At 35.7% G+C, this 6,552-nt stretch carries 9 protein-coding genes; 5 read left to right on the top strand and 4 right to left on the bottom strand.

The genetic code is table 11. The annotated features are described in order from the left end of the window. Window positions 1–176: 176 nt before the first annotated feature. The 4 genes from LXL81_RS28965 to LXL81_RS28950 form a co-directional block, all read right to left on the bottom strand. On the bottom strand, window positions 177–284 hold the full coding sequence (locus tag LXL81_RS28965) for an RNA polymerase sigma factor (RefSeq protein WP_234651689.1): 108 nt from the start codon (window positions 282–284) through the stop codon (window positions 177–179). A gap of 483 nt (window positions 285–767) precedes the next feature. Then, a complete protein-coding gene (locus LXL81_RS28960) occupies window positions 768–1,121 on the bottom strand; it encodes a hypothetical protein (RefSeq protein WP_234651679.1) in 354 nt (117 codons plus the stop codon). Window positions 1,122–1,445: 324 nt separating this feature from the next. After that, complete coding sequence (locus LXL81_RS28955) at window positions 1,446–1,943, bottom strand: YfbM family protein (RefSeq protein WP_234651677.1); 498 nt, start codon at window positions 1,941–1,943, stop codon at window positions 1,446–1,448. Window positions 1,944–2,654: 711 nt separating this feature from the next. Continuing rightward, window positions 2,655–3,107: a hypothetical protein gene (locus LXL81_RS28950; protein ID WP_234651675.1), complete on the bottom strand. Its 453-nt coding sequence runs from the start codon at window positions 3,105–3,107 to the stop codon at window positions 2,655–2,657. Between the two features lie 1,000 nt (window positions 3,108–4,107). Between LXL81_RS28950 and LXL81_RS28945 the strand changes: the two genes are divergently transcribed. From LXL81_RS28945 to LXL81_RS28925, 5 genes are all read left to right on the top strand, one after another. Further along, complete coding sequence (locus LXL81_RS28945) at window positions 4,108–4,701, top strand: recombinase family protein (protein WP_234651673.1); 594 nt, start codon at window positions 4,108–4,110, stop codon at window positions 4,699–4,701. Further along, window positions 4,698–4,874: a hypothetical protein gene (locus LXL81_RS28940; protein WP_234651672.1), complete on the top strand. Its 177-nt coding sequence runs from the start codon at window positions 4,698–4,700 to the stop codon at window positions 4,872–4,874. Before LXL81_RS28945 ends, LXL81_RS28940 begins: the two co-directional genes overlap by 4 nt. Window positions 4,875–4,948: 74 nt before the next feature. Further along, window positions 4,949–5,158, top strand: coding sequence for a hypothetical protein (locus LXL81_RS28935; protein ID WP_234651670.1), 210 nt, complete (start codon window positions 4,949–4,951; stop codon window positions 5,156–5,158). Next, on the top strand, window positions 5,148–5,477 hold the full coding sequence (locus LXL81_RS28930) for a type II toxin-antitoxin system RelE/ParE family toxin (protein ID WP_234651668.1): 330 nt from the start codon (window positions 5,148–5,150) through the stop codon (window positions 5,475–5,477). The genes LXL81_RS28935 and LXL81_RS28930 overlap by 11 nt, the downstream gene beginning before the upstream one ends. Before the next feature lie 187 nt (window positions 5,478–5,664). Continuing rightward, window positions 5,665–6,165 (top strand): hypothetical protein, encoded by a 501-nt coding sequence (locus tag LXL81_RS28925; RefSeq protein ID WP_234651666.1) that lies wholly within the window; start codon window positions 5,665–5,667, stop codon window positions 6,163–6,165. The last annotated feature ends 387 nt before the right edge of the window (window positions 6,166–6,552 follow it).

Raw genomic sequence — 6,552 nt, 5'->3', positions numbered from 1 at the left:
TTCTTATCACTTCCTGCTTAAAATCAGCATCATAACTCTTACGAATTTTAACTGTTTTTTTGTCTTTCATCTTGCATCACGATGTGCAAAAATGTGTGCCGCTTTTTGGAGCCACCTCAGATCTGCACACTGGCGAATTGGTCATTCGAAAAAAAGGATCTTTAATATCGGCTGTATTACCACGCGCCCAGCGACAATTCCGATCTGAACTGGTCCAGGTGCCGGAACATATCTAGAAATGCATCCTGGGTTACATCATTTGCATCATCATAGTTACCCGTGATGCGTTAAGCCAATGTGTACATCGCTATTTTGTGCCGGTCATACCTTGGCCGCTGTGCAATCCGGTCAAGCAGTATTTATTTTATCTTTCAGTATAAAGAGGCATGAAAGTTGTTCATTGGTTGTATCTGAAAAGTATTTATTTTCAGGATGATGCTTTTGAGAGCCAAATTGATATCCGGGATTTTAATGACTTCTGAAAACATTGGTCAAAAGGTACTTAAAATTAAAATCTGGAATTTTTTTGTATTAACTTTTGACTGAATTGATATATAGCCATGGCCAGTCAAACTAGACCAATAAAAAGTTATCTTCTTGCTAGTTTGGGGAAATGAAGATTATAATATTACAAAAACGGTCGTTTTTCTGAGAATCTGATCAGCAGCTGAGAATATATCTCTGTCGCTCACGAGAGCTACTGCCTGTTTTTTAATCTGGAATTTGCTAAAATCCTCCGTTAATTCCTAGCCTAATCTGCGGTTTTATTAAAGATGCTCTTTCAATTCCTCTCTCAATTTGTAATAATACTGTAACTTGTTATCAAGCATTTTCTCTTTTGAAATTGTTGGTCGTATCCTGTGCGGTGCATCAAAATCTTGGGTTATCACTTTAATTGTAATAGTGTCCCCATCCTTCAATTCCTTTCTTACCCATTCAGGATATTCGCCCGTAACCGAATTAAGGCCGGAGACTGTCAGACATAGTTCATCAGGTTCGTTAAGACGACGTAATGCATCGAGTATGCACGTAACTACGTAACGATCGCTATCAATACCTGCTTTGCACAACTTTTCTCCATTTACTTGAACTTCAAAGCCATAGCTCGACATATTGCTCATTTCGGTAAGTATTGATCACATTTAAAAATAAATATTAACTTAAAAGCATGACATTCCTAACTCTTCGAAAAAGGCAATGATTTATTAATATTCGTCTTGGATACTCGGAATCCGTTCTATTCGAAAAATTAGATAGTGTCTTCAATATTCTATCGCCCTTCCAACAGAGTTAAAGTTAGAACTTTTCGCACTGTTTTAACAGAAATATCCTGCATAAGCGGGTTCACAAAACGGTGGGAATTTGAGACAGGATTACTGTTTCAAATAAAAGGGTTTTTTTAAGAATTAAAATTGCCTTCATTTTAGCTTACAACACAATTGTCTTTAGGAGATAAATGTGATCATTGCATATCCATTAGCCGCGGCAGTGTCGAAAAAAACCTTAAGCAGCTCGAAATTTTCAGTTACATATTCCAAGGATTCATTTTCTTGCCAAATCTCGGGATATATGCCAGCTTTGTCCATCTCAACACCATTGAAGCGATTTTTAAAATCGTCATTAGAGACCTTTTTCAGTTCTTCGTTAAGTTGTCTTACCTCAGAAGGTTTCAGGTAATATGCAGGTCCGTAACCAAAATCCTGATTTTCATCAACGACATGATCACTCAATAGTAACCAGGATAGAGGAGCAATCACTTCGTCAATTTCAGCAAGTCCGTGCCCTGTCAATACGAAGAAAATTGCTTCCCAAGTTTTATCAATATCAATTAGGTTCGCCTGTCCTTCTTGTTCAAATGCTTTTTCTTCCAAGATTGAAGAATCAGAAAGGACATCTTTCAATTCCGTCTCCGTTAACCGAAGATAGTAGCCTATCATGCTCATATCAATTGTATTTAGTTTAGTTGATTGCGCAAGATAATAAGTGATAGATGTCACTACATCCTACCGTTAAAATAATTTTCATAAATATTTCGTTCAATAAGTCGAAATACTATGCTGCAACAATAGTTTAATTAAGACTAACGAAGCTATTGTTAATTGCACGTTAGCACTAAGTAACATTAACTTTTTAGGTATAGAGCAAGTGAGTAGGCCTTTTAAAATACCGTCCCAAAAATCAATTTCTCAAAACGTCTTTTTACGAGCCGGTTTGCAATGTTAAGAGAAGTTGACAAGTGCCTCTTGGCCCCTTTGGTTAAGCGTCTTTACCACACCCTCTGCAAAAACGGTGGTTTATTTGCGACTTCGAGTGGTAACAGGATGTTAAAACGCTGTCTCATGAATCAGGATTTTTTTGAGAATAATACCTCTGTAGGTGGAATTCCTAGATGTTTGGGTATTTAAACCCTAGAGACAATAACCACCAATTCATACTAACTTACCTTGGTAATGCGAAATGGATACTACTTGAATAGATGGAAGACGAAATAAAGGAAAATTTGAATTGCAGATCGGCTAATGATGCCTGGTCCACGTTCATGAGCGGTCTTCCAATCTTGACCATTTAATTCATTGCGGAACTTGGGAAGCTTTAGGTAAAAGATCAATTTCAAGCAGCTTTTTATTTTATATTCAGGAAGTTCGTCCCAACGTCTATTCCACTCTATTATAAACTAGTCCAGGACCATCGCATGCCTGCCATGTGCTTTCAAATTGAACGTTCGATTTTATAAATAATTCCTCAGTTGGCGTCCCATAGCAATTTCCGATTATATCGCTGTCACTATCATAGGTGACCTCCAAAAAATTATCTATCCCAATACTTTTAAATGAATATTTTCCAGTTATCGTTCTTATAACACCATCTCTTTCTCTTGTCTTGCTAAGCGTACCATCAGCATTTAAAAGATAAAATTCCTGCCATTCCATTTTTGAACCAGTTTTAGGCGGCATATTAGAAATATTCCCCTGAATGGAAACAAGCTGCCATTTTTGTGGGAATTTTTCAGAAATAAACTTTGCTGCCAAGCCTTCCGGATCATCTTCTTTATGAGAGCAAGACAATAAGATTCCAAATACAGCGGTAAGAAATAATAAATTTTTCATTGTAAAAGTTTAAGTGTCGAATTGCATTTATTCCACAAGACACTTAAGACTTTGAATTTGTTGGAATTGAATCCTAATAAAGTCGTTTATTTTAGACAACCATTTGAAGTTACGCATATGATGCATGTCTCACACACAAATTTTTTGTAAAATCATCTACGATAAATAACCAATTTTATGTTAACTGACGGAGCACAGAACCAGGGCCTGTTCTGTTTTTTTGCAAAGTTCATGGTTTGTACAAGGAGACCTCACTTTTCCCACTTATTCCCTAGTAAACTTCATTCTATTTGGTGAACATCTATAAAGAATCATTTCTGTTTCTTGTAATTCAATGTTCCAAGTTAGACACTCTGCACAAAGCACTGCAAATGGGTCATTAGCCGGTTCACTATGAAATTTAATTCTATGCATAATTCCATTAATCTTTAATGAGGCAGGCCCGCACTGCGTCAGAAAGCCAGTGGAATTTACTACTTCTCCATATTTACTAAAAAAAAGGAATACAGAATCAGTGGAAGGCAAATTTTGCCATTTTATTGTATCATTCTGTGAGACTTCCTTGGAAATCAACCTCCATTTTCCAGTTAGACTGTTAGGAACAACCTCGTTGTTTTTACATGCAAAAATTAGGCAGGAGGCAAACAGTATTAATCCCAATGCTTTCATATTAAATGGATTAGTTTGTAACTAGACACATGAAGGATGGTTTTGGTTGCCTGAGTTTTATAACTATTAATATCTTTTATAAATAACATTAATTGCATTTCAACTCTTTGCTGCCATGGCAGCTTTTCCTAACCCTAACCGTATTAAAAACGTTGGTTTGCAAGTCCATAAAAACGGAGGTTAAAGTGTACACTTCCGACCTTTCAAATTTTCTTCCCATTTAGTTCCTGAGGTGCACCATATACATTTAAATCAGATTGAACATTGTTTCTTTTTATTGTATCCTAAATCAAAGTACATTATATTGCATTTAGTTAACAATACGGTACAAATGGAAATTGGTTATGCAAGAGTGAGCACTCATGAGCAAAATTTAGATTTGCAAATGGATGCTTTCAGTAAGGTTGGGATACAGAAAATTTTTACTGATAAGGTATCGGGTGTTAAAGCTGAAAAGCCGAACCTGAATGAATTGCTAAATTATGCCCGATCAGGTGATACAGTTGTGGTCTGGAGACTTGACAGGTTGGGCCGGACTACTGTGCAACTGATTCAATTCATAGAGGAGTTGAGTAGGCAAGGAATAAATTTGCGGTCGCTGACTGAACCTATTGATACAAGTACGGCGACAGGAACAATGATTGTGCAAATTTTCTGTGTGCTTGCTGAACATGAACGAAACGTTTTACGTGAACGTACCAAAGCTGGGTTAACAGCAGCCAGGGCAAGGGGACGGAAAGGAGGGAAGCCAAAAGGTCTTTCGGATAAGTTTAATAGCATAAAAAATTTGGTTAAGATATCTTATGATAATGGGGAGCCGACTAAAAAAATTTTGAAAGCATTCAATATTGGATCTCGCTCAACACTCTATCGAATTTTGCGAGAAACAGATACTAAAACTGGCACATTCACAAAACGTAAATGATGGGAGAACTTATAAATGCAATTGAAGATATTGCGCCTTTCCAGTTAGCCAGGCTAAGAGGCAAAAGGGTTGAATTATCAAGCAGGGATAAAAAGCAGCTTCTTACAAAAGTCGCTGAAATAGAGGAAATATTGAACCAGGTGGGAAAAAAAATTGAGGTTAAAAATATTTAAAACAAAGCCATTTAATATATTGCTATATAATCAAAATTGATTATATTTGTATGTAGATATCTAATCAAATCCGTATGAAAATATTAATTGAAATCCCTGATAGCGATGCTACTTTTGGAATGAAAGTTCTAAGAAGCCTATCATTTGTGAAAAAGGCCAAAGCCATGAGTAATGGGTCGGTTAATTTGTGGGATGATCTGAAAGACGCTGCAATGGATGTTCGGCAGCACAAGGAAGGAAAAGTAAAATTGCAATCTTTGGACGACTTTTTAAATGAAGTATAGTATACTAATCACCGAGCGATTTAAGAAAGAATTTAAGCGACTTGCAAAAAAATTCCCTTCTCTTAAAAACGAATTGTCGGAGTTGGGTCAGGAAGTTGCTTCCAATCCAGAGTATGGCACTTTCATTGGTAACAACTGTTATAAAATCCGCCTGGCTATCGCAAGTAAAGGTAAAGGTAAAAGAGGCGGAGCAAGGGTAATCACATACTGTTATATTCATACTGAAACAGTCTACCTTCTTACTATATACGATAAGGGAGAAAAGGTTGATTTAGAGCCTAGTGAACTTAAAGAAATGGTTAATTCACTGGAATTGTAATTTACTATTCATTCTCAAAATATAACTCCTAAAAGTGACAGGCTGTCACTTTTAGGGGCAATCTCAAAAAACGAAATTTTAAATTGAATAAATATACCGCTTCTGGCCGAAACGAGTTAAAAAATAACAAAAAGACTAATTATAAACTTACTCCTCGAATTCATTGAAAAAGTTGGCACGCAATAAAATGGCTAAAAATACCGAAAAGTTGATTACTGTAATTTTTGTATTATTCTTTATATCAATTATTTCATGCAAGAAGAGTAGTGGATATATCGAACCTGTTATAGAAAATGGGGGTAAAATTGTATCGTCCAATAAATGGCAAGGTCAACTTGATACTGGATTTGTGACGTTAAGTTATAACCAAGGAAAGGTAAATGGACTTGTAATTCATTTGAGAAGTCAACCAGGCGCGCCACAGTTCAGTACTATTAATATTTTATATACTGACATTCCTGAGAACACTCAGAGAATTCCAGAAGGGGAGTTTGTTCTCCATGGGGAAGACTCTTTTCATTATAGTATAAACGATGATGAAGACTTTGGAGCACAAGAAAAAGATTTGAAATTTTCACTTGTAAGAATTTCAAATAATAGATATTCAATAACATTTAGTGGAATGACTAGTACAGGGAAATCTATTACGGGTTTTTATATTAATGACTTGGCAATGCATGATTGGTAACAATATCGTCAGCATTGTTTAGGCAATCAAAATATTACAAGGCATTCTATACAATAAATAAGCTTAAGATCTGGAAATTCTTTGTCTCAAAAAACGAAGCTCTTTTGGGAAGAAATTAATTATTCCAGTTTTCAAGTTTTAGTTGCCCAGAAATTGAGAGACCGTGAATTTTATTTAAACGTAACAGTAAATTGAGAAAAATTCACCCAATTATTTATGTGTTTTGTAATATTGTTGCATTTAGTTTATTTAGATACTTAACAGTCATAGTGATATTTTACGTATGGGGCACAAATGGATATCACTATGAATTTTGGCACTATATGCCTGCTCTCTTTATTCAGCTTGCTATCATGATCTCCATTGAAAAGAAAATTTCAGTAGATG

It is taken from the genome of Dyadobacter sp. CY356, from assembly GCF_021440195.1.
GTDB lineage: Bacteria > Bacteroidota > Bacteroidia > Cytophagales > Spirosomataceae > Dyadobacter.
Note: the sequence above shows the minus strand (reverse complement) of the source record. Positions and strands in the feature narration are given on the sequence as shown.